Annotated in this window: 29 protein-coding genes and 2 pseudogenes; 13 read left to right on the plus strand and 18 right to left on the minus strand. The window is 62.2% G+C overall.

The window, feature by feature from the left end:
- Positions 1 to 210, minus strand: a pseudogene (locus X739_RS01000000166165) (peptigoglycan-binding protein LysM); the annotation flags it as partial.
- Positions 211 to 337: 127 nt separating this feature from the next.
- On the opposite strand from X739_RS01000000166165, the gene X739_RS149910 reads away from it, so the two are divergent.
- Positions 338 to 949: a TIGR00730 family Rossman fold protein gene (locus X739_RS149910; RefSeq protein WP_023784364.1), complete on the plus strand. Its 612-nt coding sequence runs from the start codon at positions 338 to 340 to the stop codon at positions 947 to 949.
- 50 nt (positions 950 to 999) lie between these two features.
- Here X739_RS149910 and X739_RS149905 read toward each other — a convergent pair whose 3' ends face one another.
- Positions 1,000 to 1,887 carry a LysR substrate-binding domain-containing protein gene (locus X739_RS149905; RefSeq protein ID WP_023794874.1) on the minus strand — a complete coding sequence of 296 codons (888 nt, stop codon included), beginning with the start codon at positions 1,885 to 1,887 and terminating at the stop codon, positions 1,000 to 1,002.
- Between the two features lie 117 nt (positions 1,888 to 2,004).
- Between X739_RS149905 and X739_RS149900 the strand changes: the two genes are divergently transcribed.
- From X739_RS149900 to X739_RS149895, 3 genes and pseudogenes are all read left to right on the plus strand, one after another.
- Positions 2,005 to 2,295 (plus strand): muconolactone Delta-isomerase family protein, encoded by a 291-nt coding sequence (locus X739_RS149900; protein ID WP_023771667.1) that lies wholly within the window; start codon positions 2,005 to 2,007, stop codon positions 2,293 to 2,295.
- Positions 2,296 to 2,453: 158 nt separating this feature from the next.
- Positions 2,454 to 3,235 (plus strand): annotated as a pseudogene (locus X739_RS01000000166170) (glucose 1-dehydrogenase).
- Between the two features lie 105 nt (positions 3,236 to 3,340).
- On the plus strand, positions 3,341 to 4,339 hold the full coding sequence (locus X739_RS149895) for a transporter (RefSeq protein ID WP_023794875.1): 999 nt from the start codon (positions 3,341 to 3,343) through the stop codon (positions 4,337 to 4,339).
- Here X739_RS149895 and rarD read toward each other — a convergent pair.
- From rarD to cysS, 8 genes are all read right to left on the minus strand, one after another.
- Positions 4,317 to 5,243: an EamA family transporter RarD gene (gene rarD, locus X739_RS149890; protein ID WP_023794876.1), complete on the minus strand. Its 927-nt coding sequence runs from the start codon at positions 5,241 to 5,243 to the stop codon at positions 4,317 to 4,319. The two genes, X739_RS149895 and rarD, sit on opposite strands and share 23 nt — an antisense overlap.
- An 83-nt stretch (positions 5,244 to 5,326) precedes the next feature.
- The gene (gene cimA / locus X739_RS149885; protein ID WP_198026146.1) at positions 5,327 to 6,949 is read right to left on the minus strand and encodes a citramalate synthase; all 1,623 of its coding nucleotides are present in this window, start codon (positions 6,947 to 6,949) and stop codon (positions 5,327 to 5,329) included.
- Positions 6,946 to 7,896, minus strand: a complete 951-nt coding sequence (gene pip / locus X739_RS149880; protein WP_031252064.1) for a prolyl aminopeptidase — start codon at positions 7,894 to 7,896, stop codon at positions 6,946 to 6,948. The genes cimA and pip overlap by 4 nt, the downstream gene beginning before the upstream one ends.
- Positions 7,893 to 8,369, minus strand: coding sequence for a GFA family protein (locus tag X739_RS149875; protein ID WP_023794878.1), 477 nt, complete (start codon positions 8,367 to 8,369; stop codon positions 7,893 to 7,895). Before X739_RS149875 ends, pip begins: the two co-directional genes overlap by 4 nt.
- Complete coding sequence (locus X739_RS149870; protein ID WP_023771659.1) at positions 8,366 to 8,857, minus strand: GFA family protein; 492 nt, start codon at positions 8,855 to 8,857, stop codon at positions 8,366 to 8,368. The genes X739_RS149875 and X739_RS149870 overlap by 4 nt, the downstream gene beginning before the upstream one ends.
- 6 nt (positions 8,858 to 8,863) lie before the next feature.
- Positions 8,864 to 9,250, minus strand: coding sequence for a VOC family protein (locus tag X739_RS149865; RefSeq protein WP_023771658.1), 387 nt, complete (start codon positions 9,248 to 9,250; stop codon positions 8,864 to 8,866).
- A complete protein-coding gene (locus X739_RS149860) occupies positions 9,247 to 9,645 on the minus strand; it encodes an endonuclease domain-containing protein (protein WP_023784357.1) in 399 nt (132 codons plus the stop codon). Before X739_RS149860 ends, X739_RS149865 begins: the two co-directional genes overlap by 4 nt.
- Before the next feature lie 177 nt (positions 9,646 to 9,822).
- Positions 9,823 to 11,274 carry a cysteine--tRNA ligase gene (gene cysS, locus X739_RS149855; protein ID WP_023784356.1) on the minus strand — a complete coding sequence of 484 codons (1,452 nt, stop codon included), beginning with the start codon at positions 11,272 to 11,274 and terminating at the stop codon, positions 9,823 to 9,825.
- 414 nt (positions 11,275 to 11,688) lie between these two features.
- On the opposite strand from cysS, the gene X739_RS1000000168065 reads away from it, so the two are divergent.
- Positions 11,689 to 11,844, plus strand: a complete 156-nt coding sequence (locus tag X739_RS1000000168065; protein ID WP_023771655.1) for a hypothetical protein — start codon at positions 11,689 to 11,691, stop codon at positions 11,842 to 11,844.
- 75 nt (positions 11,845 to 11,919) lie between these two features.
- On the opposite strand, the gene X739_RS149850 is transcribed toward X739_RS1000000168065, so the two are convergent.
- Entirely contained in the window at positions 11,920 to 12,681 is a 762-nt protein-coding gene (locus X739_RS149850; protein WP_023771654.1) for an SOS response-associated peptidase, read from the minus strand.
- Positions 12,682 to 12,809: 128 nt separating this feature from the next.
- Here X739_RS149850 and X739_RS149845 point away from each other — a divergent pair, with 128 nt between their 5' ends.
- The 4 genes from X739_RS149845 (at position 12,810) to X739_RS149830 (ending at position 15,203) form a co-directional block, all read left to right on the plus strand.
- Positions 12,810 to 13,232: an NUDIX domain-containing protein gene (locus tag X739_RS149845; RefSeq protein WP_023771653.1), complete on the plus strand. Its 423-nt coding sequence runs from the start codon at positions 12,810 to 12,812 to the stop codon at positions 13,230 to 13,232.
- A 129-nt stretch (positions 13,233 to 13,361) separates the two neighbouring features.
- Positions 13,362 to 13,739 (plus strand): TIGR02301 family protein, encoded by a 378-nt coding sequence (locus tag X739_RS149840; RefSeq protein ID WP_023771652.1) that lies wholly within the window; start codon positions 13,362 to 13,364, stop codon positions 13,737 to 13,739.
- A 350-nt stretch (positions 13,740 to 14,089) separates the two neighbouring features.
- Positions 14,090 to 14,347, plus strand: a complete 258-nt coding sequence (locus X739_RS149835) for a hypothetical protein (RefSeq protein WP_015318556.1) — start codon at positions 14,090 to 14,092, stop codon at positions 14,345 to 14,347.
- Positions 14,348 to 14,417: 70 nt separating this feature from the next.
- Complete coding sequence (locus tag X739_RS149830) at positions 14,418 to 15,203, plus strand: hypothetical protein (protein ID WP_023771651.1); 786 nt, start codon at positions 14,418 to 14,420, stop codon at positions 15,201 to 15,203.
- Positions 15,204 to 15,256: 53 nt separating this feature from the next.
- Here the strand turns inward: X739_RS149830 and X739_RS149825 are convergent, their stop codons facing one another.
- The 3 genes from X739_RS149825 to X739_RS149815 all read right to left on the minus strand — a co-directional run bounded on the left by X739_RS149825 (position 15,257) and on the right by X739_RS149815 (position 17,685).
- On the minus strand, positions 15,257 to 15,994 hold the full coding sequence (locus tag X739_RS149825) for a nucleotidyl transferase AbiEii/AbiGii toxin family protein (RefSeq protein ID WP_023771650.1): 738 nt from the start codon (positions 15,992 to 15,994) through the stop codon (positions 15,257 to 15,259).
- A 69-nt stretch (positions 15,995 to 16,063) separates the two neighbouring features.
- A complete protein-coding gene (locus X739_RS149820) occupies positions 16,064 to 16,270 on the minus strand; it encodes a hypothetical protein (protein WP_245273871.1) in 207 nt (68 codons plus the stop codon).
- Positions 16,271 to 16,353: 83 nt separating this feature from the next.
- Entirely contained in the window at positions 16,354 to 17,685 is a 1,332-nt protein-coding gene (locus tag X739_RS149815) for a dihydroorotase (RefSeq protein WP_023794879.1), read from the minus strand.
- Between the two features lie 76 nt (positions 17,686 to 17,761).
- On the opposite strand from X739_RS149815, the gene X739_RS149810 reads away from it, so the two are divergent.
- The 3 genes from X739_RS149810 (at position 17,762) to X739_RS149800 (ending at position 21,464) form a co-directional block, all read left to right on the plus strand.
- Complete coding sequence (locus X739_RS149810) at positions 17,762 to 18,622, plus strand: folate-binding protein YgfZ (RefSeq protein ID WP_023771648.1); 861 nt, start codon at positions 17,762 to 17,764, stop codon at positions 18,620 to 18,622.
- The gene (locus X739_RS149805) at positions 18,622 to 19,257 is read left to right on the plus strand and encodes an HD family hydrolase (RefSeq protein WP_023771647.1); all 636 of its coding nucleotides are present in this window, start codon (positions 18,622 to 18,624) and stop codon (positions 19,255 to 19,257) included. The genes X739_RS149810 and X739_RS149805 overlap by 1 nt, the downstream gene beginning before the upstream one ends.
- A 65-nt stretch (positions 19,258 to 19,322) precedes the next feature.
- Entirely contained in the window at positions 19,323 to 21,464 is a 2,142-nt protein-coding gene (locus X739_RS149800; RefSeq protein ID WP_023771646.1) for an EAL domain-containing protein, read from the plus strand.
- A gap of 16 nt (positions 21,465 to 21,480) precedes the next feature.
- Here X739_RS149800 and X739_RS149795 read toward each other — a convergent pair whose 3' ends face one another.
- Entirely contained in the window at positions 21,481 to 22,371 is an 891-nt protein-coding gene (locus X739_RS149795) for a fatty acid desaturase family protein (RefSeq protein WP_023771645.1), read from the minus strand.
- A 110-nt stretch (positions 22,372 to 22,481) separates the two neighbouring features.
- Between X739_RS149795 and X739_RS149790 the strand changes: the two genes are divergently transcribed.
- Positions 22,482 to 23,399, plus strand: a complete 918-nt coding sequence (locus X739_RS149790) for a LysR substrate-binding domain-containing protein (protein WP_023771644.1) — start codon at positions 22,482 to 22,484, stop codon at positions 23,397 to 23,399.
- Positions 23,400 to 23,414: 15 nt separating this feature from the next.
- Here X739_RS149790 and X739_RS149785 read toward each other — a convergent pair whose 3' ends face one another.
- Genes X739_RS149785 through X739_RS149775 form a run of 3 tightly spaced genes read right to left on the minus strand, consistent with a single transcriptional unit; the run spans position 23,415 to position 26,264 of the window.
- On the minus strand, positions 23,415 to 23,687 hold the full coding sequence (locus tag X739_RS149785) for a DUF3303 family protein (RefSeq protein ID WP_023771643.1): 273 nt from the start codon (positions 23,685 to 23,687) through the stop codon (positions 23,415 to 23,417).
- A 16-nt stretch (positions 23,688 to 23,703) separates the two neighbouring features.
- Positions 23,704 to 25,167, minus strand: coding sequence for a RimK family protein (locus X739_RS149780; protein WP_023771642.1), 1,464 nt, complete (start codon positions 25,165 to 25,167; stop codon positions 23,704 to 23,706).
- Positions 25,167 to 26,264, minus strand: coding sequence for a peptidase C39 family protein (locus X739_RS149775; protein ID WP_023771641.1), 1,098 nt, complete (start codon positions 26,262 to 26,264; stop codon positions 25,167 to 25,169). The genes X739_RS149780 and X739_RS149775 overlap by 1 nt, the downstream gene beginning before the upstream one ends.
- Positions 26,265 to 26,321: the final 57 nt, after the last annotated feature.

Raw genomic sequence — 26,321 nt, forward strand, 5'->3', positions numbered from 1 at the left:
CGGCGCGGCCGGCACCGCCGGAGCCGGCAGGCGCGCTTCCGTGCCAGGATCGGCCGGCTTCGGCGCCGCGGGCGGCGTCAACGCCGCGACTTCCGCCGGCGGTGTGCGATGAAGATACGGGTCGAGTGCGCCCGATACATAGGCGGTTCCCGCGGCCGCGACGGTCCCACCCGCCGCGAACAAGAACGCCTTCAATGGATTGATTGCCATGTATTTCCCTGCCCCTTAGCCACCTAACGCCGGTCTAGCGTGTTTTGCCATGACCGACAAGAAAAAGCCCGGCCTTCTCAACCCTAGGGCTTGACCGCGCTTTCAGACCCAATCACCAATCATCGGCATGAACACGATTCGATCCGTTTGCGTCTATTGCGGCTCATCTCCGGGCCACGATGAAATCTATGTCAAGGCCGGCCATCTGCTTGGACGCTCAATTGCAAAGGCAGGCCTGCGGCTGGTCTATGGCGGCGGCACCAAAGGCGTTATGGGCGCCGTCGCCGAAGGCGCGCTCAAGGCCGGCGGCAAGGTGACGGGCATCATTCCGCGCTTCCTCATCAACAAGGAAGCAACCGAAACCGCGCTTGACCGGCTCGACGAGTTGTCGATCACCGACAACATGCACGAGCGCAAACACAAGATGTTCGAGAAATCCGACGCCTTTGTGGCGCTGCCTGGTGGCATCGGCACAGTCGAGGAGATCGTCGAGATCATGACCTGGGCGCAGCTTGGCCATCACCGCAAACCGATCGTCTTCGGCAATGTCAACGGATTCTGGGATCCGATGACGGCGCTGCTTGATCACATGGCGGCGGAAGGCTTCATTCATACCGCGCAGCGTGTGAAGCCGCTGGTCGTCAACGACCCCGAGGCAATCGTCGCCGCCATCATGGTCGCCGGCTCCTCGGTCGACGCGCCGACCGAGGGCGTCCAGTCGGTGATCGACAAGATGTAAAGTACGGGAATAGAGTAGTAGGTTTGCAGTGTCGGAGCGTACACTTTCCCCTACTCCCTACGAGCAGCCTGCCGCAAATCGGCGATCACCGCACGCTGGTCCTGCCGCCGCCAGGCGAGGTGGATGGAAACCATGCGGCCGAACCATGGCATGTCGCGGAACACGATGGAGGGCGGCGCGGCCGTGCGCAGGCTCGCCTGCACGGTGGCGAGACCAAGGCCGGCGCCGACAAGCCCGAGCGAGGTCAGCGGGTCCGCTGTTTCATAGGCAATGTCGGGCACGAAGCCAGCCTCGGCGCAAGCGGCGAGGAACTGGCCACGATTGGTGTCGTCGGGCTGCCGCACGACGGTGATCCAGACGCGGCCGTCGAGATGGCGCGGCTGGATATCAGCCACATCGGCGAGCGGATCGTCCTCAGGAATGGCAAGCACCAGCGGCTCGTGGCGCAGCGGCACGCTGACGATATCGGGATCGTCGGCCGCTGCTGGGGCATACGTCAAACCAAGATCGAGCGACCGTTGCCGAAGTCCCTCCATCTGCGCCGCCGAGCGAAGGCTTCTCAACTGCAGATGAAAATCCGGCCGGTCGCGGCGGAACTGACGCAGCATGCCGGCGACAAGCCCAGCATGGACCGCACCCTCGACATAGCCGATGGCAAGGCGCCCGACAGAACCGCTGGCCAGGTTGCGGCCAAGCTCCTCCAGCCGCCGCGCGTTCGACAGCAACGCACGGGCTTCGGTCAGGAAGGCGCGGCCCTCGGCATTGAGATGAACCCGTTGCTTTGCCCGCTCGAACAGAGTGACGCCAAGCTGTTGTTCCAGCTGCATGATCTGCCGACTGAGCGGCGATTGCGAAATATGCAGCAGCTCGGCGGCTCGACCCACATTGCCGGTTTCGGCGACGGTGACGAAATATCTGATCTGGCGCAGGTCGAACATTTTTGCCTCCGACGTTAAGCCCTTTTGGGTCTCAACTTTAGCCTAATCAGTCTTGGACAGTCTGACTATCCGGCGCGATATCTCCTGTGGTCAACCGCCGACAAACAGGAGATCGAAATGCAATTCCTTGCCCTTCTCACCCGCAACACCGAAAAGTTCACCGATGCCGATTTCGCACCCCTTCTGCCTGGCGAGGCCGAGCAGCGTCGCACCCTCTATGCCGAAGGCGCGGTGCGCCAGATCTGGAACCGCGGCGACATTCCCGGCAGCGGCATCATGTTCGAAGTCGGCAGCGATGCCGATGTGCGCGGCCATCTCGCCACCTTGCCCCTGGTCAAGGCCGGCATGATGGACATTGCCGCGATCGTACCACTCAATCCCTATCCGGGGTTTGGGCCGAAGCGCTGAGGCCGACGACCGCGACAATCGTGGTCGTCAGCCAGACCGCCAGGCCGACAAGCGCCTTCCATCTCATCAAGCCACGCGGCACGCTGGCGCTGCCGCTTGCCAAGGGCCGAACGAGCCTTCGACTGACGGCGATAAATCGCAATCGATGAAGGTGCAAATTGCATTCGACCGACTATCTCGGCCAACTGTTCGGCCTCGAAGGCAAGCATGCCTTCATCACCGGCGCCAGCCGTGGCCTGGGCCTCGCCTTCGCGGAGGCGCTTGCGAGCGCCGGCGCGCGCGTCACGATCGGCGGCCGCAAGGCCGACGATCTGAAAGCGGCCGCGGACAAGCTGCGCGCCGCGGGCCACTCGATCACGGAAGCGGTGATCGACGTGACCGACACGCAGTCGGTCGACTTGGCGATCGCAGCGGCGGAAACCGGCACCGCACCGATCGACATCCTGGTCAACAATGCCGGCATCCAGCGACGGGCGCCGTTGGAGACCTTCAGCGACGCCGACTGGGACGCGCTGATGGCCACCAACCTGGACGGCGCGTTCAAGGTGAGCCGGGCCGTCGTAAAGGGCATGATCGCGCGCCAAAGGGGGTCGATCATCAATGTCTCCTCGGTGCAGAGCGTGCTCGCACGCCCCTCGATACGCCCTACGCGGCGAGCAAGGGCGCCATCACCATGCTGACCAAGTCGATGGCCGGCGAATGGGGCCAGTACGGCGTGCGCGTCAACGCCATCGCGCCGGGCTATCTCAAGACCGAGCTCAACGCCGGGCTGGTCGCCGACGAGACATTCTCCGCCTGGCTGACCGGCCGCACGCCGATGCGGCGCTGGGGCGAAGTGAGGGAACTCGCGGGCGCTGCCGTGTTCCTGGCGCCCGACGCCGCCAGTTTCGTGAGCGGACAGACGCTGCTGGTGGATGGCGGGATCACCAGCGTCCTTTAGGGCACGCCGTCACGAAACAGTCACACTAAATCCGGGATGCCATGCTAGAAATCGCGCTTGACCGCCCCCGCGACCCCGACCGCATCAGAGACCGGCGAAGCCGCCATGAACATCGCCATCCCCTCCGAAGGCATTGACCTGTCGCCTTACCTGCCCGATGAGCACGGGCTGTTCTTCATCTATCATTTTACCACCGAAGGGGTGTGCACCAGGGATGCCGCCGCCGCGCATTGGACATGGCGCAGCTACCAGCTTTCCGACATGCGTGCCCGCCACGAGATCGGCGCCGATCAGGCCTTGCCGGCGCCGGTGCGCGAAGCCTTCCTGACCGCCAGCCATGGCTGCCACATCGACCTCGAGGATGACTGGCTCTATGGCGATCTGCCGGACCTGCGCCATGACTATTCGGCGGAAGCCGGCGGACTTGGTCATTTCCGCTTCGCCCTCAACGACACGATGCTTGTCGGCGCCCGCAAGCAACCGCTGCAATCGGTCGACAACATCCGCAAGGCGATCGAAAACGGATCGCGCAAGTTCCGCTCGCCGGCCGAGTTGATCGAGGCTGTCGTCGGCCAGTCGTTCGACGGAATGGCGGCGGAACTCGCGGCACTCAGCGACAGTCTCGACGGCATCGAGGACCGTATCGTCTGCGACGCATGGCACAATGAGCGGCAGGCGTTGGTCGATGCACGACGGCACCTGGTGGTCATCCACCGACAGATGGCGACGCTGACCAATCTGTTTCGCCATCTCGACCATTCGCACCGCAACGACCTGCCGGATTCGATCAACGACATGGCGGCGCGGCTTTCGCATCGCGCCCAGACGCTGCACTATGACGGCGAGCAGTTGCAGGCGCGCACGCGGCTGCTGCAGGACGAGCTGATGGCCAAGCTGACGACGCAGTCTAACAGGCTGCTTTATGTGCTCTCGGTGATGACGGCGGTGCTGTTGCCGATGACCATCATCTCAGGCCTGTTCGGCATGAATGTCGGTGGTTTGCCGCTGGTCAACACCCCATTGGGTTTTTGGGTGGTCACGGCCGTGTCGCTGCTGATCGCGGGCGTGACCTATCTTTTCGTCAGGCGGCTCGGACAGATGTAGCCCGGCGCGCCGTCGCCAGCATGGACCAGGAATAGACCGCAAGGGCCGCCCAGATAAGGGCAAAGGCGGCGGCCTGCGTAGTGCCGAACGGCTCGTCGAAGATCAGCACGGCAATCAGAAACACCATGGTCGGCGCTATGTACTGCATGATGCCGATGGTCGAGAGGCGCAGCAGCTTGGCGCCGAAGGCGAACAGCAGCAGCGGCACGGCCGTCACCGGCCCGCAGCCGATGAGCAGCGCGGTGTCGGTGCCATTGCTGGAGACGAAATGGTCCTGTCCGGTGGCGATCAGGAAGACGATATAGCCCAGCGCCGGTACCGACAGCAAAAGCACTTCGAGCAGGAAACCCTGGCTGGGGCCGATCGGCAACGTCTTGCGGAAGAAGCCGTAGGCGGCGAAGGAAAACGCCAATGCCAGCGACACCCAGGGCAGCTTGCCGCCGTCGACGGTCAGCACGGCGACGGCGACCGCCGCAAGCACCACCGCCGCGATCTGCAACCGGTCGAGCCGCTCGCCGAGCAGCAGCGCGCCGACCACGACGTTTACCAGTGGGTTGATATAATAGCCGAGCGCTGTCTCGACGGTGCGGTCGACGGCGATCGCCCAGACATAGATGCCCCAGTTGACCGAGATCAGTGCCGCCGTCAGCGCCGCCATGGCGATGGTGCGGGGCGAGCGGATCGCCACCTTGAAGTCGGCCGTGCGGCCGGTCCAGACCAGGACCGCCGCGGCAATCGGCACCGACCAGACGATGCGGTGTGCAATCACTTCGGCAAGCGGCAGATGCGCCACTGCCTTCATGTAGAAGGGCAGCAACCCCCACAAGAGATAAGCACCAAGCGCCAGGAGGAAGCCGCGGCGGGCCTTTCCATCTGCATCGGGGGTAATTGCTTCAGTGGCCATGGCCCAACGCTATGACCCAGTAATCTTGGCAAGACCATCGCAAAGTTCTGATGGATCAATGGACTTTCGCTGATGGTTCAAACTTACTCGGCCGCCACCAACCCCGCCATCTCGCGATTCTTCATCAGCTTGTAGACGATCGAATCCATTAGCGCCTGAAACGAGGCATCGATGATGTTTTCCGAGACCCCGACGGTCCACCAGCGCGCGCCGGTCGAGTCATGCGATTCGATGAGCACGCGGGTAATGGCCTCGGTGCCGCCATTGAGGATGCGCACCTTAAAGTCGGCAAGTTCGAGATCCGCGATCTCGTTCTGGTATCTGCCGAGATCCTTGCGGAGCGCAATGTCGAGCGCGTTGACGGGACCATGGCCCTCGGCCACCGACATCTTCTCCTCGCCCTCGACCAGCACCTTGACCACTGCTTCCGACACCGTCTTCAACTGCCCGTTGGCATCGAAGCGGCGTTCGATCATGCAGCGGAACGAGGTGACGTGGAAGAATTCCGGCAGGCCGTGCAGCATCTTGCGCGCCAGGAGTTCGAAGGAGGCGTCGGCGCCCTCGTACGCATAGCCCGAGGCCTCACGCTCCTTGACCACCGATATCAGGGCGTCGAGCCGATGGTCCTCCTTCGGCACATCGATGCCGCGCCGCTTCAACTCGGCGAGGAAATTGGCCTTGCCGCCCTGGTCGGAGACCATGACGCGGCGGCGGTTGCCCACGGCTTGCGGTTCCACATGCTCATAGGTCGCCGGCTCCTTGGCCAGCGCCGAAGCGTGGATACCCGCCTTGGTGGCAAAGGCGGACGAGCCGACATAGGGCGCCTGCGCTTCCGGGGCGCGGTTCAACAATTCGTCGAAGGCGCGCGACAGGCGCGAAATGCCGGTCAGTGCTTCGGCTGAAATTCCCGTCTCGAAGCGGTCGGCGAAAGCCGGCTTCAGCGCCAGTGTGGGTACGATCGAGATCAGATTGGCGTTGCCGCAACGTTCGCCGATGCCATTCAGCGTGCCCTGGATCTGGCGCACGCCGGCCTCGACTGCGGCAAGGGAATTGGCCACCGCCTGGCCGGTGTCGTCATGGGCATGAATGCCGAGATGCTTGCCCGGGATGCCCGCGGCGATGACCTTCTCGACGATTGCCCGGACTTCCGAGGGCTGCGTGCCGCCATTCGTGTCGCAAAGCACCACCCAGCGCGCGCCGGCATCGTAGGCCGTTTTCGCACAAGCGAGCGCATAGTCCGGATTGGCCTTGAAGCCGTCGAAGAAATGCTCGCAATCGACCATCGCTTCCTTGTCCGAAGCGACCGACGCCTCGACGGAAACTTTTATGGAGTCGAGGTTCTCCTCGTTGGTGCAACCGAGCGCCACGCGAACATGGTAGTCCCAGCTCTTGGCGACGAAGCAGATGGCGTCCGATTTCGATTGGACAAGCGCCGCCAGCCCCGGATCGTTAGAGGCTGAGACCCCAGCCCGCTTGGTCATGCCGAACGCAACGAATTTTGCGCGTGCCGTGCGCTTCTGCTGGAAGAATGCAGTGTCGGTCGGATTGGCGCCGGGATAACCACCTTCGACATAGTCGAAGCCGAACTCGTCGAGCAGTTTGGCAATCGCGATCTTGTCCTCGACCGAAAAGTCGATGCCCGGCGTCTGCTGGCCGTCGCGGAGCGTGGTGTCGAAGAGATAGAGGCGCTCGCGGTTCATCGTCATTTGCCCGCAAACTTGTCCGTCGCGCGGATCAGCCGGTCGAGAATGCCGGGCTCCGAATAGGCATGACCGGCGCCTTCGATCAGATGAAAGTCCGCCTTCGGCCACGCCTTGTGCAGCGCCCAGGCGTAGCGCGCCGGGCACGGCATGTCGTAGCGGCCGTGGACGATGGTGCCGGGGATGTCCTTGAGCTTCCCGGCATCGCGCAGCAACTGTCCCTCCTCGAGCCAGCCGGCATGGACGAAGTAGTGGTTTTCGATGCGGGCGAAGGCTACCGCATAGTCGTCCTCGCCAAACGGACCGCTCGTTTCGGGTTCAGGAAGCAGGGTGATCGTCTCGCCTTCCCACAGGCTCCACGCGCGGGCGGCCTCGATCCGCGCCTTTCGGTCGGACCCGACCAGCCGCTTGCGGTAGGCGGCCATCATGTCGCCGCGCTCGGCCTGCGGGATCGGTGCCAGGAAACGCTCCCATTTGTCGGGGAACATCTCCGAGACGCCGAATTGATAATACCATTCGAGCTCCGCGCGGGTCAGCGTGTAGATGCCCCGCACCACCAGTTCGCTGGCTCGATCAGGGTGTGTCTCTGCATAGGCAAGCGCCAGCGTCGAGCCCCAGGAACCGCCGAACACCAGCCAATCTTCGAAGCCGGCCATTTCGCGCAGTCGCTCGATGTCGGCAACGAGATGCCATGTCGTGTTGGCCTCCAGCGAAGCGTTCGGCGTCGATTTTCCGCAGCCGCGCTGATCGAACAGGATGACATCGTAAAGGTTGGGGTCAAACAGGCGCCGGTGTTTTGGCGAGATGGTGCCGCCCGGTCCACCATGCAGGAACACGGCCGGCTTGGCGCCCTTGGTGCCCGACCGCTCCCAATAGACCATATGGCCGTCGCCGACATCGAGCATCCCCGAGTCGAACGGTTCGATTTCCGGGTAGAGGGTGCGCAAGCTCATATTTTCAGGCCCTGTTGCGGCCGGTTGGCCGTTTCGTGATCGGGGTGTTGGAAGGAGATGATCTGCTCCTGCCGCGCGTAATAATCGGGATCCTGGTGGACAGGTTGGTCGAAGATCGTCTCGACCCAAGGCAGCCGTGCCGCATAGTTGACCTGGATCCTCGGCGCCAGATCCGAGCGGTCGTCGAAGGCGCCGATGGCGATCTCGAGCCCGCCTGGCTGCCGATAGGTCAGCGGCGTGCCGCAACGGGCGCAGAAGCCGCGATCGATGTTGACCGAAGATTGGAAATAACTTGGTTCTTCATGGGTCCATTCGACGCCATCCTTGGGTACCGTCACAAGCGCGCCGAAGAAGGAGCCGAACTGTTTCTGGCACATGCGACAATGGCAGATGGATGCGCGTCCCAGCACCCCCTTGATGCGGAAGCGCACGGCGCCGCATTGGCAGCCGCCGGTTCGGACAGTTTCGGTCATGGTCTTTCCTCCGGCGGCCATTGGTCGGTGTCGTGGTCGGGATGCTGATAGGAGATGAGTTCGGCGAGATAAGGAGCGGAGCCGATATCCGCCATCGTGTCCTCGCCCGGCAATCGCGGAATGGAGTCCACATAGGGCAGTTTCGCTTCCGTGCCCCACTGGATGGTCGGCGCGATGCCAGCCGGATCATCGAAGGCGGCGATCGCCAGAGCCATGCCGTCGGGCGCCTCGAAGGTCAGCGGCGTGCCGCATTCGGCGCAGAAGCCGCGCCATACGGCATTGGAGGAACGGAACCGCTTCGGTTCGCCGCGCGTCCACTCGACCTTGGCGCCGCGCACCGAAACCAGCGGCAGGTAGAAATTGCCGCTGGCCTTCTGGCACATGCGGCAGTGGCAGACCGAGGCGTCGCCGAGCGCACCTTCGACGCGGAAGCGCACCGCACCGCACTGGCAGCCGCCTGTGTAGACCGGCCGGTTGTCGAGGCTCATCGGTTTTCACTCCGGATCATGGCAGACCGCCTCGACATTGTTGCCGTCGGGGTCGAGGACAAAAGCGCCGTAATAGTTGGGGTGATAGTGCGGGCGCAGGCCCGGTCCGCCATTGTCCTTGCCGCCGGCTGCAAGGGCGGCGGCATGGAAGGCGTCGACCTCGGCGCGGTTGCGCGCGGTGAAGGCGACGTGCTGATGATCTCGGGGCTTTTCCCCGGCCGCGCTCAACCAGAACACCGGCCGGTCGCGGCCATAGCCGCCGACCTTGGCGCCGCCGGTGTATTCCTGCGGCACCATATAAAGCAACGAGCCACCCAGCGGCGCCATCGCCTTGTCATAGAAGGCCTTGGAGGCATCGAAATCGGAAACCGTGATGCCGAGATGGTCGATCATGGAACGAGCTCCTCCGTTGCTGGTTGCGGCACGTTGGCCATGCCGGCCGAGTTGACGATGTGCTGGCAGACATTGTCGATATCGCGGATCACGTCGTCGTTCCAGAAGCGCAGAATGGTCCAGCCGAGTGCTTCGAGCCTCGCTGTTCTTGCAGCATCCGATTCCGAGACTGAGACTTGGGCATGCTGAGAACCGTCCAATTCGACCACCAGCTTTTTGTTCGGACAGGCGAAATCGACGATGCAGCCGGCGATTGGCATCTGACGTCTGAAAGCCAATCCCATGAGACGATGGGCCCTGATCTCTTTCAAGAGCTTTAGCTCGACTTCGGTCATTGACTTGCGCATCTTGCGCGTGTTGCCGCGATTGAAGGGAGATACCCGATGATGGGTCATCGCGAGCCCCCTCTCTGCCCTGCCGGGCATCTTCCCCCTCATGGGGGTAGATCAGCAGCTTTGCCGGTCGCGCACAATCTGTGACATTGGCGATTGGCGAAAGCCCAAATGCCGGCCAATCTCCCCCCATGAGGGGGAGATGCCCTGCAGGGCGGAGGGGGGTGCCTGGCGGCACCCTCACCGCTTTACCTCCCACGTCGTCACGCGTTCTCCGGTGGCCGGATCCTTGCCGTCTTTCAACTGCACGCCTTGCGACAGGAGTTCGTCGCGGATGCGGTCGGCCTCGGCCCAGTTCTTGGCGGCGATGAACTGCAGGCGCCTGGCGATGGTTTCCGCAATCGCGGCCTCGTCGACCTTGGCCGCGCCGACGTCGAACCCGAGGAATGCGAGCGAGGTTTTCAAGGAAGCCGCAGCGCCATTCTCGCCAGCGCCGCTGAAGTCGGTCGCCTCGCCGGCAAGCTCGGTCAGTTGCTGGAAGGCCGCGTATGTCGCAAGATCATCCGACAGCGCCTCCACGACCTCCGCCGGCACCTGGCCTCCCGCAGCCGGCGCCAGGTCCGACGCCCGTTTCCATTTGCGAAGCGTATTCTCCGCCTCCTCAAGCTTGCGCACGGAAAAATCGATCGGCTCGCGGTAGTGCGTCATCAGCATAGCCAACCGCAGCACCTCGCCAGGCCATTTGCGGCCGCCGAAGGTCTCGGTCTCGAGCAACTCATGGATCGAATAGAAATTGCCGAGGCTCTTCGACATTTTCTGGCCCTCGACCTGCAGGAAGCCATTGTGCATCCACACATTGGCCATGACATCGGTCCCGTGGGCGCAGCGCGACTGGGCGATCTCGTTCTCATGATGCGGGAAGATCAGATCGAGGCCGCCGCCATGGATGTCGAAGACCTCGCCGAGATAGGCGGCCGACATGGCCGAGCATTCGATATGCCAGCCGGGGCGGCCCCTGCCCCATGGACTTTGCCAACCGGGCTCTTCCGGCGATGACAGTTTCCACAGCACGAAATCGCCGGGGTTCTTCTTGTGGGCGTCGACGGCGATGCGGGCACCGGCCTGCTGCTCGTCGAGATTGCGCTTCGACAATTGACCATAGTCCGGCATCGACGCCGTATCGAACAGAACTTCGCCTGCCGCGACATAGGCATGGCCGCGTCCGATCAGGCTTTTGATCAAGGTGATCATATCAGCCTTGCCGTCGGCGCGGGGTTCGACGAATTCGGTGGCGCGCGGTTCGACCGTCGGCTCAATGCAGCCAAGCGTGGCGACATCCCTGTGGAACTGGCCGGCCGTTTTTTCGGTCACCCGTCGGATCGCTTCATTGAGCGAAAGGGTTCCCGAAGCGATCTCGCCGCCGAAATCGCGGAGCGCCCGCGCGTTAATCTTGTCGTCGACGTCGGTGATGTTGCGCACATAGGTGACGTGCGTCTCGCCGTAGAGATGGCGCAGTAAGCGAAACAGCACGTCGAACACGATCACCGGCCTGGCGTTGCCGATATGGGCGAAGTCGTAAACGGTCGGGCCGCAGACATACATGCGCACGTCAAGCGGATCGATCGGCACGAAACCCTCTTTCATGCGCGTCAGCGTGTTGTGGAGGCGCAGGCCCTTTGATGCGTCAGACATTCCATGCTTCCCGTTCAGAACTTCTTGTCTGGATGGAGCCAGCCCAGCGCCGAGGCGCCAATCAGGTTCCAGCCTGCTGGCCGGGGCGTTTGTCCAATCTGGGGAAGATGAGGCGAAAACGTCCGGACCAGCGCGAGGCTAGCCAATAATGCAAATGCCACAAATGGCGATAGACGTTTTCATCGGCGGCTTTATCGCCCTGAGCAGTGTTGCCGTCAAGTCGCTGATCCCGGGAAAAAGGTAGCGAGGGCTAGCAAAAGCATCGCCCGATCAGACGGAATCAGTCAGTGAAACATTTTATTAAACATGTCGGCACAGTCATGAAACATTCGCCGGCTAGATCACCACGCGTCACGATTTGGTCGGAATCAACCAGCAAACGCAGACACGGAAACGTTACCAGGGAAGAGAAACATGCCTCGAAGCAAGCAGGAAGCCAACCGCGCCAAGCAACCGGCGCTGGCCAACCACTATCGCGCGATCGGCCCGGCCGCCATCGTCGCCGCCCTTCTCCACACCGCGAAGAAGAACAAGCCGGCGCAGAAGATCGTATCGCCCCGCGCCGCCTGAAATGACGCGGCTGGCGCAATCGCCGGCGATGGGCGCGCGAACAGGCGTCCTGAACATAGACCTAGATAGGTTTCGCTAGAGCAGCGTCATCTGACTGTCGTCCGCGCCAGGTTTCTGGCGCCTCACGTTCTCGAGTTCCGGCCCGATTTCGCCCCTCTCTTGAATCTCTGGTCCGGTGTTGGCAACCTTGTTGACGAGGTCGGAGACAGGAATCGCCTCGAAGAAATCGGACCGCGCCGGCCGCAGCAAATTGACGACATCGCGCGGTTCGAGCGTGCGGCAATCCAGCCAACGGGCAAAGTCAGAAATATCCACCACCACCGGCATGCGGTCATGGATATGGGCGATATCGGCGTTGGCGTTGACGGTCAGGATAGCGCCGGTATCCATCTCCGAGCCACCGGGCTCGGCATAGGTTTCGATCAGACCTGCAAAGGCGATCAACCCGCCATGCCTGGGCCGGATCCAATAGGGTTGTCCCTTCTTGCCTCCGGTCTGCCGCCATTCGTAAAAACCGGATGCCGGCACCAGCGCGCGGCGATGGCGCATGGCGGCCTTGAACGAGGCCTTCTCCATCGCACCCTCGGAGCGCGCGTTGAACAGCAGCGGAAACTCCCTGGTGTCCTTCACCCAAGCTGGGATCAGGCCCCAGCGCACCAGCATCGGTTGCCTGTCCGGCAGATTGGAGCCCGGGGCTCGCGGCACGCCAGCGGTCACCATCAGGACCGGCTGTGTCGGTGCGATGTTGTAGCGTGCCGGGAAATCCTCCAGCTCCGCAAGGCCCAGCGAGGCAGCGGTCTGCTCCGGCGTGGCGGTCAAGGCAAAACGTCCGCACATGATCGACTGTGTCTTTCGAATAGCTCGGTGTTGAAAGTGGCGATCGAACCTGCGTTGCGCAACCGCTAAAGCTTGCCCATGCTGTCGATCCACAAAAGACCTGTCTCGAATGAGTTGATCAGGGATCGATGAACACAGCACGCAAGGTACTTCCGGCCGTCTCGGTAGCCGTCGTGCGCGGCGACACCGTACTCTTGGTCAAGCGGGCGCGTCCGCCCTCGCAAGGGCTCTACGCCTTTCCCGGTGGTAAGGTCGAAGCCGGTGAGACGCTGGAGGACGCGGCACGGCGTGAACTGATGGAAGAGACCGGTTTGCTCGCCGACGGCTTTCGCCCGCTTCGGGAAATCCACATCGACGGCAGGCACGAAAGCCACCCGGTCGATTATCTCCTCACGGTCTTCGGCGCCGCCTATGCCGGTGGCGAGGCCGAGGCCAGCGACGACGCCGAGACAGCCGCCTTCTATACACTCAAGGAGATGATGCTGCTGCCGCTCGCCGGCTCGGTGTTCGCGGTCGCCCAGGAACTCCTCGGTCCCGTTCAAGCCCGCTGACGCAGCACTGAAAAACCGCCTTGCAGGCGACAAATTGTTTCGTCACAAGGCTTATGTTGTCTCGCCAGCCACGACGTCTCAGGCCATCAGGCAGACCACAAGGCCTAAGCCGTCGGGCAGAGAAGGTTTATGAACCGTCCGTCAATGCTCCTTGCCATTTGCCTTGCCGTCAGCGCGGTCGTCCCGGCGCGGACTGCCTTCAGTGCCGAGTCGCCGTTCGAGCCGGGGCTGATGCGATTGGCGGAAGTTCTTGGGTCGCTGCATTTCCTGCGCAATCTGTGCGGGGAGAAGGGCGACCAGTGGCGTGGTGAGATGGAAAAACTGCTCGATTCGGAAAACCCGGACCCAGAGCGCCGCGCCCGCTTCATCGCCAGCTTCAATCGCGGCTACCGTTCTTTCGGCGGCACTTACACCCAGTGCACCGCTTCGGCCACTGAAGCCATCAGCCGTTACATGAAAGAAGGCGAGACGCTGTCGCGCGATATCGCCTCGCGGTATGGCAACTGAGCATTCATCAACAGATATCCGGCCCGTCGCCAGGGATCTCGATATATCCGGCTTGTGCCCGCCTTACCTTGGTGCAATTCTGATGTTGCACTTTTGCCACAGCGTTAATCAAACGTTATCGCGCGAATGCGCAATTAACTCAAACTGAAGGTTTTCGCCCCGCAGGCCAGCCTAATCGGCTAAGTTCGATCCGGGTTGAAACGCAGCTTCGCCAAATACAGTTGGTCCCTGTAAATAATGATCAAAAAAATGTCGTATTTACAGTTACTTAGTTGCAGCTGCGTATGAATGGAACAGATCAAGCCTGATCCACACTGATGGGTTGCCGCTTGGAAGGGTGGACATCGCTTATGGAACATGCTGCCAACGACATCGACGCGCTGGTCAGGGAAGAGAAGCGCCTGACGGCGGTTGAGAGCCACAGCGAAGCCTGGGCGGAAGGCCTCTCGGCCGGCATCGAGCCAGAAATCATCGCCGAGGCCGCCCTTGAGACGGCATTCGGTGAAATGTTGCGCGCCAACGGCGAAACCTCGGCCCTTGCCCTGCTCGACCGCATGCGCGAGAAGGTGATCGCAGGCGCCTTCGAACCTGAGCGGCTGCGGCACTGAACCGATATCAGGTTCTCTGACGATCGAATGCCGTTCGGGCGTCATGCCCGGAAGTAGGGAGATACGGGCAGTGAATTTTCCGGTGTCAGGCAAGCCGAAGGGCTTGGTCCTCTACATCCGCCTCGCTGCTTGCTGTGCCGCGGTTGCCTTCACGACTTGCCTGGCTAGCAGTCCGGCCCATGCACTGAGCGAGATTAAACGCGAAGAGCTCCCCGCGCCAGCCACACCGTCGGACGACGATGTTTCGCCGCCCGGAAGCGCGATTCCCATGCCTGACCCGGTGGGAACGCCGCCTTCGGCCAGCCAGCCGGCCGGTCCCGACGCCGCTGAGCCGGACAGCCCATCGGATGGCGGCAGTAATAGGCCGCGCGTCGATCCCGAGGCGCCTCCGCCGGAAGTCGTCTATGATCTTGGCAAGCTGCCCGAGCCCGTGCGGCGCATGCATGACCTGATCATCGAGGCCTGCAAGAGCGGCGACATCGAGAAGCTCAGGCCCTTGATCGGCAAGGGCGATAGCATGACCCAGCTGTCGCTGGCCGACATCGAAGGCGACGCCATCACCTTCCTCAAGGGGATGTCCGGCGACCCTGACGGTCAGGAGATCCTGGCCATTCTGGAGGAGGTGCTTTCCGCAGGCTACGTCCATGTGGATGCGGGCACGCCACAGGACCTCTATGTCTGGCCGTATTTCTTCGCGCTGCCGCTGGACAAACTCGACTCCAAGCAACGGGTCGAGCTGTTCAAGATCGTCACCGCCGGCGATTTCGACGACATGAAGCAGTTCGGAGCCTACATCTTCTATCGCGTCGGCATCACGCCAGCCGGGCAGTGGACCTTTTTCGTCGCCGGCGACTGAAGGTGCCCTGCCTGGTTTGCGCCAGGATGCGAACAGCATCGTAGACGATGTTGCTATTTGAGCGGGTCGGCAGGTTTTGCACTGATGGCGGCATCCGGCCAAATGCGAATGCTTTCGTTTCGAAGAATCGAAATAGCACCGCTAGCCTTATCAGCGTCCATCTGCAGAATCTCGGCTGCGTAACTCAACTCTTCTCCATCCCGAAGCTTGTTGACCACCCACGCAACCTTGCGTTGGATATCCTGTCCATATGCAGTCCGGGCTTTCGCTAAGGCGTCACTCGGGATCTGCCCATAGGCACCGACCAACATTCCGAGGTCAATAGCGTCGCGATAGCCGACAGCACGGTCTTGGCATCGGTCGGCATTCGCCAATAACTTCTCGGCGAACATGTCCGAGAGAAGCAAAGAAGGTACATTTAGATCGTCATCGAAATGACCTTGCAACGAGATGCGGGCTTCACGAACAATTTCGAACTTGATCAATTGCCCCTTCAACCGCACCACGGTCCTCAAGCCATACTGATCAATGCGAAAATCTCGCATGGCCTCAACTGGTTCAGGAAAGAATGCCCTCACCCCGCGTTCGACTGCTGACGTTCGCAATTGCCGATAGCCGTCGGCATCCGCGCACAGGAAATCGACATCCAACGACCGACGATACTCGCCCAGTTTCAACACTATCGCTGTCCCGCCACCGAACCAGCATTGGGCCGCGGTCAGGAAATCGCGGTCCATAAGCGCGAGGGCTTCAGAGATAATCCTGTGCTCAGGCTTTCTGACTTCCTTCATGGCCTTCGCTCGCGACGTGTCCGGTTTAATGTTGCAGATACGAGGCGAAAAAGAGCACGGGAGGACAATTCAGCCGGCAGTCAGAAGGATACCGTGACCGAATTCCCTGGCGAGATTCTGGATAAGCAATTTCTCGCGCGTCGTAAGCCGTGTCTGATCGACAAAGCGCCAATTGCGCTCGTACAACGCAAATGCTTCGTTGGCCGGGATCAGTCGCGCGACATCGCGATTCCACAAGAGCGCTTGCAGCTCTGGAAACTCGGCGGGGTCAATCATAGGCGCGACATGTGTCTGCATTATGCCTTGAACATAGTGCGGAACGCTTAAAAATCAAAGACGTGACGCACAGCCACAGGTGGCTAACCCGGCAACGCCTCGGAAAACTCCACCGCCGTGCCCAGGCCTGGCGTCGCGATTTCACCGTCCCACATAATGCGCTGACCGCGAATGACCGTGCCGACCGGCCAGCCAGTGACCTGCTTGCCGTCATAGGGGGTCCAACCGGCTTTCGAGCCGGCTTGCGCGTTGGTGATGATCTCGCGCCGCTTCATGTCGACAATGGTGAAGTCGGCGTCATAGCCGGCGGCGATGCGGCCTTTTCTGGCCATGCCGAAGATGCGCTGCGGGCCATGGCTGGAGAGATCGACGAAGCGCTGCAGGGTCAGCCGGCCGGCGTTGACATGGTCGAGCATGATCGGCACCAGCGTCTGCACGCCGGTCATGCCCGAGGGCGAGGCCGGATAGGGTTTTGCCTTCTCGGCCAGCGTGTGCGGCGCGTGGTCGGAGCCGAGCACGTCTACGATGCCTTGCGCTATGCCATCCCAGACGCCGTCGCGATGGCGTTTGTCCCGCACCGGCGGGTTCATCTGGATCAGCGTGCCAAGCCGCGCATAGTCGTCGGCGCTCAGCGTCAGATGATGCGGCGTGGCTTCACAGGTCGCAACATCCTTGTGCTGTTCGAGGAACAAGATCTCCTCGGCGGTCGAGATGTGCAGGACGTGGATGCGGGCACGAACGTCGCGCGCGATGCGCACCAGCCGCTCGGTGCAGCGCAAAGCCGCGATCTCATCACGCCAGACCGGATGCGATGACGGATCGCCCTCGATGCGCTCGCCAACGCGCTCGCGCAGCCGGAACTCGTCCTCCGAATGAAAAGCGGCGCGGCGGCGCGTGTTTCGCAGGATGGAGGCGACGCCTTCATCATCCTCGACCAACAGGTCACCGGTGGACGATCCCATGAAGACCTTTATTCCCGCGGCCCCCGGCAAACGTTCGAGCTCGCCAACGTCCCTGGCGTTGTCGCGGGTACCGCCAACCCAGAAGGCGAAGTCGCAATGCATGCGGCCGCTGCCGCGCCGGACCTTGTCGGCAAGCGTTGCCTCGCTGGTAGTCAGCGGATTGGTGTTGGGCATTTCGAACACGGCGGTGACACCGCCCAGCACCGCGGCCCGCGATCCCGTTTCCAGGTCTTCCTTGTGTTCCAGTCCCGGCTCACGGAAATGCACCTGGCTGTCGACGACACCGGGCAGGATATGCAGGCCCCGGCAGTCGATCGTCTCGCCAGCCGATGCTTGGCGCAGATCGCCGATCGCGGCGATGCGCCCGCCCCTCACACCAATGTCGCGCAGTCCTTCGCCGTCATGATTGACCACTGTGCCGCCTGTCAGGATGAGGTCGTAGGTCATGGTGATGCTCTCTTGCGGGGGGAGTGTCAGCGGCTTACGTAATGGCCAACCGTTTTGCAAGATCAGGCTTTTAATCCGCCCCATGCCCTTTGCCCTGCTGAAAGATCGCGCGCTCATCACCGTCTCCGGCCCGGATGCCGAGCATTTTCTGCAGAACATCCTGACTACCGATCTCGATACGCTTGGCAATGGCGAGGCAAAGCCGGGCGCGCTTTTGACGCCGCAAGGCAAGATCCTGTTCGACTTCCTGATCTCGCGGGCAGGCGAAAACGCCTTCCGCATCGAATGCCGTGCCGACATTTCAGACGATTTCATTCGCCGGCTGATGCTCTACAAACTTCGCGCCAAGGTTGAGATTGCCAAGTTGGCGCAGGCAGTTGTCACAGTTGCCTGGGGAAAAGAGTCAATCGCCTCAGAAAGCGATTCAACCGCGCTTGCCGACAGGCGCTTTGGCGACGAAGGCGTCACGCGCTTCGATGCCGGCGCCCCAGACGCTGGCGACATTGGCGCGTGGCAGGCCTTCCGCATTGGCCACGGCGTCGCCGAGAGCGGGGCGGATTATGCACTTGGCGATGCGTTCCCGCATGACGTTCTGCTCGACGAAATGGGCGGTGTCGGTTTCAAGAAGGGCTGCTATGTCGGCCAAGAGGTCGTCTCGCGCATGCAGCATCGAGGCACCGCCCGGCGGCGCGTGCTGATTGTCGAGGCTGGGCTTCCCCTGCCCGCTGCGGGTGCCGAGCTAACTGTCGGTGGGCGGCCGGTCGGCACGCTCGGCTCGAGTGCTACCGTGACAGGGCTCGCCATCGCCCGCATCGACAGGGTGAAGGCGGCGCTTGATGCCGGCCAGCCGATCCTGGCGGGTGACATACCGGTGACGCTCACCATCCCCAGTTGGGCCAAATTCGGCTTTCCGCAAGAAACGCCCGGCGTGGAGGAAGCCTAATGGCGGCAGACCGCGCCGGTGCGCCGCCACGGGCCTGGCAGCGTATGCTGTCCGGCCGCCGGCTCGACCTGCTCGACCCTTCGCCGCTCGATATCGAGATCTCGGACATCGCCCATGGGCTTGCCCGCGTCGCCCGCTGGAACGGCCAGACCAGCGGCGAGCACGCTTTTTCGGTTGCCCAGCATTCACTGCTGGTCGAGGCACTGTTCAACGAGCTGGCGCCCCGGGCTTCGGCCGACGACCAATTGGCTGCGCTGCTGCACGATGCGCCCGAATATGTCATCGGCGACATGATCTCGCCATTCAAGTCGGTGATGGGCGGCAGCTACAGGGACTGCGAAGTGCGCCTGCAGCGCGCCATCCATCTGCGCTTCTCGCTGCCGCCGGAACCGGCTGCCATCCTGCGCAAGGAGATCAAGCGCGCCGACCAGATCGCCGCCTATTTCGAGGCGACGCTGCTTGCCGGGTTTTCGACCGCCGAGGCGACCGAGTTCTTCGGCCGGCCGCGCGGTTTTTCCGCCGAGCGCTTCGACTTCGCGCCACGCTCGGTGACCTCAGCGCAGAATGCGTTCCTGAAGCGGTTTTCGGTGATCGAGAAGTCGCGGCATCACGTTCCGACATCCGCGCTTGGGTAGAAAACGCTAAATTAACCGGAAGCGTCAACAGTGTGATGTTCGATCAAGCATCGCAGGGGCGCCTCATGCCCGTCTTGGATGTCAAAGGTGGTTCGGTCGTCCCGGAACGGGCGGCCGGAGGCATGGAACATCAGCGCCGCATGCAAGATGAGCTGCGCGAGCAGAACGAACGCTTTTCAGCTGCTGTCGAAAACATGTCGCATGGCCTGTGCATGTTCGATGCCGACGAACGCATGATCATCTGCAACGGCAACTATCTCAACATCTTCCGCCTCGACGCCAAAGTGGTACGGCCGGGCATCTGCTTCGTCGACATCCTGCGGCACAGCGTCGATATCGGCGTTGCCTCGCAAAGCGCCGAAGAACTCTACGCCATCCGCAAGCCCTATATCGACCAGGCAAAACCTTCGACTTATGAAGAGACTCTGTCGGATGGCCGCATCATCAACATCTCGCACCGTCCGTTGGCCCTGGGTGGATGGGTCTCGATCTACGAGGACATAACCGAACAACGGCGCGCCGAGCAGGATCTCAAGGAGCAGCATCGCCGTTTCGACGCGGCACTCGCCAACATGTCGCAAGGCCTGCTGATGTACGACGCCGACGGCAAGATGATTGTGCGCAACAGACGTTTTCTGGAGCTCTATAACGTCTCCGCGGAGGACTTCCCGCTTGGAACGACGCACCGCAACGCGCTCGAACGATTGCTGGAACTCGGCATCTACATGAAGATCGACGTCGACAGCGAAGTCGCCAAAACCGAAGCCTGTCTGGCGGCGGCAAAGACGCATTCGGCCTACCGGCATCTGACCGACGGCAGGACGGTTCTGGTCACACGCAGGCCGATGAGCGGCGGCGGCTGGGTGGTGACTTTCGACGACGTGACCGAGCGCCGCCGGACCGAAGAGCGCATGACCCATCTTGCGCATCACGACACGCTGACCGGACTGCCCAACCGCTCGATGTTTCGCGAGCGGCTGGATCTTGCGCTGGAGGACGCGGCAGCCAAGCCGTTGGCGATCTTCTCGCTCGATCTCGACCGCTTCAAGGCGGTCAACGACACCTGGGGACACCCTGCGGGCGACTGGCTGTTGAGAAGCGTCGCCGAGAGACTGCGGCATTGCGTCCGCAACGAAACAGACATCGTCGCCCGCTTCGGCGGCGACGAATTCGTCGTCATGCAGTTCCATTTCAAGGGCATTGGCGATACCGAAAAACTGGCGAAGCGCATCGTCGACGCAATCGCAAAACCATTTAGAGACAAGAGCCGGGACATGCATGTCGGCATTAGCATGGGCATTGCCGTTTTCCCCGGCGACGGCAAGGACGCCGACACGCTGCTGAAAAACGCGGATACGGCGCTCTACCGGGCGAAGAGCGAAGGACGCAACCTCTATCGCTTCTTCGAGCCCGGAATGGATGCTGTCGTGCAGGCCCGCAGGGCGCTTGAAGTAGACCTCGAGGCAGCACTGCCGCGCCAGGAGTTCGATCTGCATTTCCAGCCCATCATGAACATCGCTTCCGGCGAGATCACCGGCGCGGAAGCCTTGATGCGCTGGCATTCGCCAGGGCGTGGCACTGTCGCGCCGGACGATTTCATTCCGGTCGCCGAAGAGACCGGGCTGATCGTGCCGCTCGGCGAGTGGGCGCTGAGGAAAGCCTGCGCAGAGGCCGCAAGCTGGCCACCCGGCTTGCGTATTGCGGTCAATGTCTCGGCCGTGCAGCTCAAAAGCAACGGGTTTGCCCGCGGCGTGATCTCGGCGCTGGCATTTTCCGGCGTTCCGGCTGGACGGCTGGAGCTGGAGATCACCGAAACCGTGCTGATGGACGAAAGCAGGGCCGTGCTGAAAACGCTGCGCCAGTTGCGTGAGCTCGGCATCCGCATCGCCCTGGACGATTTCGGCACCGGCTATTCCTCGCTCGGCTACCTCAGGCGTTTTCCGGTCGACAAGATCAAGATCGACCGATCATTCATTCGCGACATGGGCAACCGCGACACGGCGGCGATCGTTCGGACCATCATCGGGTTGGGTGCCGAGCTTGGCATCGTCGTCACGGCCGAAGGCGTCGAGACCGAGGCGCAACTCGACATGCTGCGCGACAATGGCTGTATCGAGGCGCAAGGCTATTTGATCGGCGTGCCGTCGAAGCCGGCCGACATCCAGCGCCTGCTGAAGTCGCGTGCGACACGCAGTCAGACCGGCTGATGGCGTCAGCGCAAGGTCAGCGCAGCGTTTCCAGGTATTTCTCATGGAAGCTGACATAGCCGGGCTCGACCACCTTGAGATGCCGCTCGATCAGCGCATGAAACAGCGGCAATTGGTGAAACGGAACGCCGGGATAGGCATGATGCTCGGCATGGAACGGCATGTTCCAGGCGAGCTTGCGCACCGCCCAGCTGGTCAGCGTCGTCCTGGTGTTTTCCAGCATGTTGGCCACGAACGGACAACGGCCGTGCTCGGCCAGCAGATAGAGGCGCAGGAATGGCTGTCCGAGCAGAGCGGGAACGATCCAGACATAGAAAAGCACGGTGAGCCGGAAATACACGGCGAGCAGAATGAGGACAGCGTAGAAGGCAATCATGGCGCGCGCCTCGGTCCGCACCTTGCGTCGGCCTTTCGGCGGTACATAGTTCTCCTGACTACCGCCAATCGCATTGGCGTAGAGTGTCTTGAGATGGCCCCACCACACCGGAAGCCCCGAGACGTGGACAATGTATTGCCGCAGGGTCTCGGGCTTCGGGAAGGCAAGCTCGGGGTCGTTTTCGGGATCCTGCGTGTACCGGTGGTGGGCGAAATGGAAGTAGCGGAACCAATCGGCCGGCAGCGCGATCGCCAGGCTGCACAGCCGCGCCACGCCGTCGTTCAGCCACTGTGTTTCGAAAGCCGTCCGGTGCGCCGTCTCGTGCAGCAGCGTGAACAGGAACACGATCAGGATGCCTTGCGGCAGCATCAGCAACGGCCAGAATGGGACCTCGGCCGCGATCAAAGATCCAATGAAGATAATCGCACCCAAGTGAGCGCAGAGCTGGACCATGCCCGCAACATCGGACTTGGCCGTCAAGCGGTTGCGCTCTTCCGGTGTTAATGACGCAATGATGTCGCGATGGTCCATTGGCTTCGATCCAGGCTGAAGATTGATGAAGCCATTCTAGTCGACGAAAAAGCTTTCCAGAAACGACGATTCCTGCGATTTGGATAAGCTTACCTTAGCTATCAGCGATCATGGTCTCATCCCCATCCCTGAAAGGGCTTCAGGCTTTCGAGGCCGCGGCGCGCACCGGCAGCTTTGCCGCGGCGGCGGAAGAGCTTTCGGTTTCGGCCGCCGCCGTCAGCCAGCTTATCCGAACCGTGGAGGAGCAGATGGGGCGCAAGCTGTTTCATCGGGTCAACCGCCGCGTTGTCCTCACCGAGGCCGGCGTGGAAATGCTGCCTCGGCTGACGGTGGCCTTCCAGGAGATCGGCAGTGTCTCGCGCGAACTGGGCGCCGATGCATTCCGCCCGCGCCTGGTGGTGTCGGTGCCGCCATCCATGGCCATGGGCTGGCTCTCGCGCCGCCTCGCCGGCTTTGTCGCAAGCCACGGCGCCGCTGACATATCGCTCCGGGGCGATGACGACCCGGTGTCGTTCGACCGCGAGTTGATCGACATCAGGCTTTCCTATGGTCCGCATTATCGCGAGCACCCGACCGAGGAGATCGCCCGGGACGCCGTCTATCCCGTCTGCGCGCCAGGGCTTGCCGGCATCACCAAGGCGGGTGGCGAGCCGCTCGCCGGGCTGCCGCTCATCCACACCGACTGGGGGCCGACAGGCGCATCGTTTCCGTCCTGGCCCAACTGGTTCGAGGTCGCGGGTGCTCACCCTGGCCGAGCGGCACGGCGCGGCCTTTCGGCCAATTCGTCGCGCGCGGCCCTAGACCTCGCCATTTCGGGGTTGGGCGTGGCGCTGGCGCAAGGGATTTATTGTGCCGAAGCGGTGGAGGATGGCAGGCTGGTCCGGCCGGCCGTCGGCGCGATTGCATTGCGCCAGCCCTATTGCCTGACGGTTCCAGAGCGAAGCGCAAGGCGCGATGTCGTTGCCGCGTTCCGCGATTGGCTGGTCAACGAATGCCAGCACGCGGTTGGCTCGCCGGCGCTGCGCTGACCGGGAGGGTTATGGTCAGAGGTGCCCGCTCAAGGCCGCCACCATATCCTTGCTGGTCGCCACGGGCACGATCTCGAACTCGACCAGATCAGCCCATTCGATGACCCAGCGCTGCAGCGACGTGACGTCATCGCTCTCCACCAGCAGGAAACATCGGCTCATATCAGCCGCGATCCAGCTGTGATGCACGACAAGCTCCTCCGGCTTCAGTCGGCCGCGGTCGCGGAACCGGCGGTAGATTTCCTTGCGGTCGCAGCCGGTGAAATCCTCGATGACGATGAACTGCATATTCCCCTCGGATGAATTACCGCCCAGGCCTGTCGAGCCGCTCCAGGAACCACTGCGTCAGCCGCACCCAGACCTCGTCCTTCTCGCCGGAATCCTCCCAGCCGTGATCGAGGTTTGGATTGTCGTTGACCTCGATGACGAAGACACCGTCCTTGGTCTCCTTGAGGTCGACGCCGTAGAGACCGTCGCCGATGCAACGCGCCGCCTTGACGGCGGTCTCGACGACATGGGCCGGCGTCTCCTTCAGCGTGAAGGTCTTGATGCCGCCCTGGTCGGGCTTGCCATTGGCCTTGTGGTTGACGATCTGCCAATGTTTCTTGGCCATCAGATAGTGCACGGCAAACAGCGGCTGGCCACCGAGCACGCCGACACGCCAGTCATATTCGGTCGGGATGAATTTCTGCGCGATGAGAAGGTCAGATTCCTCCAGCCATTCGGTCGCGAGCCGCGTCAACTCCTCCAGGTTCTCGCATTTCTTGACGCCGCGAGAAAAGGACGAATCCGGGATCTTCAACACGAGAGGAAAACCCAGCGTCTGTGCGGCCAGTTCGAGGTCAGAGGTGCCGGCGATCATCACCGTCGGCGGCACCGGCACCTTGTTGTAGGCCATCAGTTCGTTGAGATAGACCTTGTTGGTGCAGCGGATCATGGACAGCGGGTCGTCGATGACCGGCATGCCTTCCTGCTGGGCGCGGCGAGCGAAGCGGTAAGTGTGGTTGGAGATCGAGGTGGTCTCGCGGATGAACAGTGCATCGTAATTCGCGAGCTTGGCCAGATCCTTTCTGGTGATCGGCTCGATTTCGACCCCCATCTTTTCGGCGATCTTGGCCCAGTAGCGCAGCGAAGAGATTTCCGAGGGCGGCAATTCCTCATGCGGATCGACCAACGTGGCGAAGGTGTAACGCGCCGGCGTGCGGCCCTTGGTGTCGCGCCACTCGCGGTTGGTGTAGGTCTCCAGGCACTGGATGAAGCTTTTTTCCTCGTCCTCCGTCATCCGAGCCAGGGGGTGGAAGCCGATCTTGCGGATCGAAGCCCATTCGGCGCTGTCCTTGATATGGACTTCGAGCGCCGGCGCCCGGAACCAGTCGAACAACAGCTTGGCGAAACGGTCCCAGACCTTGGACGGGCCGATGCCGAAGAAGATGCAGACCTTCGCCGGAAATACGCCGCCGAGATCCTTGCGGCATTTGTTGAGCGCCAGTTCCAGTTCCGGCAAGGCGTGCTCGTAGAGCTTGCGCTCCGACAGGTCGATCATCGTCTCGACCGTCGGGATGACCTTGTGGCCGCGCGAACTCGCCAGCAGCGAGGCATAGTAGCCACGGCTCTGATAGCCGTAGTTGTTCGACAGGTTGATGACCTTAGGCCGCTGACCGCGAAACAGCGAGGGATGCGCGAGATAGTCGCGATTGGTGATGATCTTGTGCGGCGTCGCCACCTGGTCGAGATCGCTCTGCCTGCCGGTAAGAATGACCCAGGTCATTATCTCTTTCCCAAAGTGATGGCGGCACGCAGTCCGTCGCGGCCGAACTGCGCCATGTTCATGAAGATGCCGTAAGGCACGGGAATGTTGGCGGCATCAAGGATGGTTTCCTGCCTTTCATCCTCGACCCACGGATCGTGGATCAGAATATGATCGCCATCATCGCCGATGGCCAGCACCCAGTGCGGCACCTTCTTGCCGAACATCAGGAAGCCGCTGATCAGCACCAGCACCAGTTTGCCCCCGGCGAGAGCCGCCCTGATATCGTCGATGGTGAATGGACGGTAATTCACCGGGATGCCGTAAAGTTCCGCGCGGCGGCGAAAGTCGACCTGTGCCAGTTCCATGACCCGGCGCTTGTCCTCGCTGCGCACCGACTGCAGGAACAATGCGCCGTAGAACGAAACGTAAATCTCCGCCGCAAGCCCGCTTTCGTAGCCCGAGACAGCCAGGCCGAATGGTTCGCAGCCGCCCGGTCCTGACATCATGAAGACGGTCGTCGCCTCGCGCCAGAGTCGGATTTCCATCACGGGGTCGGGCACGAAGCCACGATCGAAATTGGCCATGGCCATCATCAGGCAGCATGGGCCGCAGGTGAACTCGCAGGTCTGCTGATAGAATGGCACCCTGGTGGCGACCGGAAGGTCGCCGCGCAGGGTTTTTTCATAGCGCAGTGCCGTCGCGCCGTCCTCGTAGTACCCGGGCTCGCGGCCAATCTTGCGGTAGCCGGCCTGTTCATAGATGCTGATGGCACGGCCATTGTCCTCGCGCACTTCGAGACGCAGCATCATGCGGCCGTGTTCGAAGGCTGTCTCTTCGGCCGCGGCCAGCAATTGACGACCTATGCCGAGCCCGCCGAAAAACGGTCCAACGGCGATCGAATAGAGCCGTGCCACCCCACTGCCCTTGCGAAACAGCACGATCGCATAACCGCCGACGCGGCCATCGATTTCGGCGACCAGCGTCTCGGCGGTCTCGCGCTCGATGAACAGGCGGAAGGAGCGGCGGGAAATGCGGTCGCTCGAGAATACAGCTTTCTCGATGGCGGCGAGGTCATCGACGTCAGACGCGCGGGCCGTGCGGATCTCGGCAGGCATGCGGCTTGAGAAAACCTCGATTGCGTTGCGGCAACGGCCCCGGTCGAAAAGCGTCGC

It is taken from the genome of Mesorhizobium sp. LNHC209A00, assembly GCF_000502915.1.
Taxonomy (GTDB): domain Bacteria; phylum Pseudomonadota; class Alphaproteobacteria; order Rhizobiales; family Rhizobiaceae; genus Mesorhizobium.

Excerpts from the sequence above, each read along its gene's own strand:
- X739_RS149790 (WP_023771644.1), top strand. The coding sequence starts at position 22,482 with ATGGTCTCATCCCCATCCCTGAAAGGGCTTCAGGCTTTCGAGGCCGCG.
- X739_RS149825 (WP_023771650.1), bottom strand. The coding sequence starts at position 15,994 with ATGAAGGAAGTCAGAAAGCCTGAGCACAGGATTATCTCTGAAGCCCTC.
- X739_RS149785 (WP_023771643.1), bottom strand. The coding sequence starts at position 23,687 with ATGCAGTTCATCGTCATCGAGGATTTCACCGGCTGCGACCGCAAGGAA.
- X739_RS149895 (WP_023794875.1), top strand. The coding sequence starts at position 3,341 with ATGAACATCGCCATCCCCTCCGAAGGCATTGACCTGTCGCCTTACCTG.
- X739_RS1000000168065 (WP_023771655.1), top strand. The coding sequence starts at position 11,689 with ATGCCTCGAAGCAAGCAGGAAGCCAACCGCGCCAAGCAACCGGCGCTG.
- cimA (WP_198026146.1), bottom strand. The coding sequence starts at position 6,949 with ATGACGATGAACCGCGAGCGCCTCTATCTCTTCGACACCACGCTCCGC.
- X739_RS149865 (WP_023771658.1), bottom strand. The coding sequence starts at position 9,250 with ATGATCGACCATCTCGGCATCACGGTTTCCGATTTCGATGCCTCCAAG.
- X739_RS149845 (WP_023771653.1), top strand. The coding sequence starts at position 12,810 with ATGAACACAGCACGCAAGGTACTTCCGGCCGTCTCGGTAGCCGTCGTG.
- X739_RS149875 (WP_023794878.1), bottom strand. The coding sequence starts at position 8,369 with ATGACCGAAACTGTCCGAACCGGCGGCTGCCAATGCGGCGCCGTGCGC.
- X739_RS149805 (WP_023771647.1), top strand. The coding sequence starts at position 18,622 with ATGGCGGCAGACCGCGCCGGTGCGCCGCCACGGGCCTGGCAGCGTATG.
- X739_RS149775 (WP_023771641.1), bottom strand. The coding sequence starts at position 26,264 with ATGCCTGCCGAGATCCGCACGGCCCGCGCGTCTGACGTCGATGACCTC.
- pip (WP_031252064.1), bottom strand. The coding sequence starts at position 7,896 with ATGAGCTTGCGCACCCTCTACCCGGAAATCGAACCGTTCGACTCGGGG.
- X739_RS149835 (WP_015318556.1), top strand. The coding sequence starts at position 14,090 with ATGGAACATGCTGCCAACGACATCGACGCGCTGGTCAGGGAAGAGAAG.
- X739_RS149780 (WP_023771642.1), bottom strand. The coding sequence starts at position 25,167 with ATGACCTGGGTCATTCTTACCGGCAGGCAGAGCGATCTCGACCAGGTG.
- X739_RS149795 (WP_023771645.1), bottom strand. The coding sequence starts at position 22,371 with ATGGACCATCGCGACATCATTGCGTCATTAACACCGGAAGAGCGCAAC.
- X739_RS149860 (WP_023784357.1), bottom strand. The coding sequence starts at position 9,645 with ATGACCCATCATCGGGTATCTCCCTTCAATCGCGGCAACACGCGCAAG.
- X739_RS149900 (WP_023771667.1), top strand. The coding sequence starts at position 2,005 with ATGCAATTCCTTGCCCTTCTCACCCGCAACACCGAAAAGTTCACCGAT.
- X739_RS149910 (WP_023784364.1), top strand. The coding sequence starts at position 338 with ATGAACACGATTCGATCCGTTTGCGTCTATTGCGGCTCATCTCCGGGC.
- X739_RS149800 (WP_023771646.1), top strand. The coding sequence starts at position 19,323 with ATGCCCGTCTTGGATGTCAAAGGTGGTTCGGTCGTCCCGGAACGGGCG.
- cysS (WP_023784356.1), bottom strand. The coding sequence starts at position 11,274 with ATGTCTGACGCATCAAAGGGCCTGCGCCTCCACAACACGCTGACGCGC.
- X739_RS149905 (WP_023794874.1), bottom strand. The coding sequence starts at position 1,887 with ATGTTCGACCTGCGCCAGATCAGATATTTCGTCACCGTCGCCGAAACC.
- X739_RS149870 (WP_023771659.1), bottom strand. The coding sequence starts at position 8,857 with ATGAGCCTCGACAACCGGCCGGTCTACACAGGCGGCTGCCAGTGCGGT.
- X739_RS149810 (WP_023771648.1), top strand. The coding sequence starts at position 17,762 with ATGCCCTTTGCCCTGCTGAAAGATCGCGCGCTCATCACCGTCTCCGGC.
- X739_RS149820 (WP_245273871.1), bottom strand. The coding sequence starts at position 16,270 with ATGATTGACCCCGCCGAGTTTCCAGAGCTGCAAGCGCTCTTGTGGAAT.
- rarD (WP_023794876.1), bottom strand. The coding sequence starts at position 5,243 with ATGGCCACTGAAGCAATTACCCCCGATGCAGATGGAAAGGCCCGCCGC.
- X739_RS149850 (WP_023771654.1), bottom strand. The coding sequence starts at position 12,681 with ATGTGCGGACGTTTTGCCTTGACCGCCACGCCGGAGCAGACCGCTGCC.
- X739_RS149840 (WP_023771652.1), top strand. The coding sequence starts at position 13,362 with ATGAACCGTCCGTCAATGCTCCTTGCCATTTGCCTTGCCGTCAGCGCG.